At 44.2% G+C, this 884-nt stretch carries 2 protein-coding genes; one reads left to right on the top strand and one right to left on the bottom strand.

Translation table 11 applies throughout. The features are described from left to right. The coding region (locus NNN71_RS24740) for a DUF1398 family protein (protein WP_271459597.1) at positions 1-357 on the bottom strand (357 nt) is incomplete at its 3' end. 246 nt (positions 358-603) lie between these two features. Here NNN71_RS24740 and NNN71_RS24735 point away from each other — a divergent pair. Next, positions 604-828 (top strand): hypothetical protein, encoded by a 225-nt coding sequence (locus NNN71_RS24735; RefSeq protein ID WP_064546296.1) that lies wholly within the window; start codon positions 604-606, stop codon positions 826-828. Positions 829-884 lie beyond the last annotated feature (56 nt).

Here is an 884-nt window from a genome sequence, read left to right as displayed (position 1 = left end):
ATTATCTTTAGACCAGTAATAACGACTCACTTCTTCAACGTCGACGACCCATTTAAATACGCCCGCTCTGGCTAACTCGCGACAGTATTGATCGAAATGAGTGAGGCCAGTGAAATGGCGTCGGGCGGCAATTTTTGTCAAACAGCTACTGCCACCAGCGCTTACCTTAATTAAGCTGCGGTGACTCTTCATGGCCACATAGGAATCAGTTGTTGTTACAATTTTGACATTGCCGGTGGCGACGAAATAAATGTAATACGAGATGTTGTTTTGTTTTAACTCTGTTAAAAATTGCAGAAAATCTGACTTACATCTGACCTGCTCAAATAAGTCGCAGAGCATTTCACTAAATTCCATTTCTGTCCTCTATACATGCCTTTTATAACATTCATGTTACTTATTATTTTGTGTGTGTTGTGATGGCGGTTAGTTTAAACCATTAATCAATTAGAAATCGAATAATTAACCACGGACATTTTAGGGGCTACGAATGAAATGGAGTAGTGTTTCAATTGTTACCAGGTGTTGCGTGGTCACGCCGATTTTGATGGCGTGTACCGGGCTATCCCCCTACACTAAGACAGAAACTAAAAGGAGAGAACAATGTTAGAAGGGTACTTTGATCTGGATGGCGCAACCGGCGCTGATGTGGTTGAAAACAGGAAGCGTTTGCTGGCCGTTCAGGCGGCGCTGGAGATAGCAAAAGCCGCGGTTTCCGCCACGACGGCCAACTCCGGGATTCGTTCACAGATGGACTTGCGTAATGTCTCTCAAGAAGTAGCGACACTGGCTGACGCTATCCAGGATGCGCTGGAGTCTGAGGCATAATACATCGATACCGCCTTCGGGCGGTTTTTAGTAATACCGATTGTTAAGTTTTATTA

It is taken from the genome of Kluyvera sp. Awk 3 (assembly GCF_028069715.1).
Classification (GTDB): Bacteria; Pseudomonadota; Gammaproteobacteria; order Enterobacterales; family Enterobacteriaceae; genus Kluyvera; species Kluyvera georgiana_A.
The sequence above is the reverse complement of the archived record's forward strand: the minus strand, read 5'-3'. Positions and strand labels throughout refer to the sequence as shown.

Bases quoted from the DNA above. Each gene is read 5' to 3' on its own strand.
- NNN71_RS24735 (WP_064546296.1), top strand. From the start codon at position 604: ATGTTAGAAGGGTACTTTGATCTGGATGGCGCAACCGGCGCTGATGTG.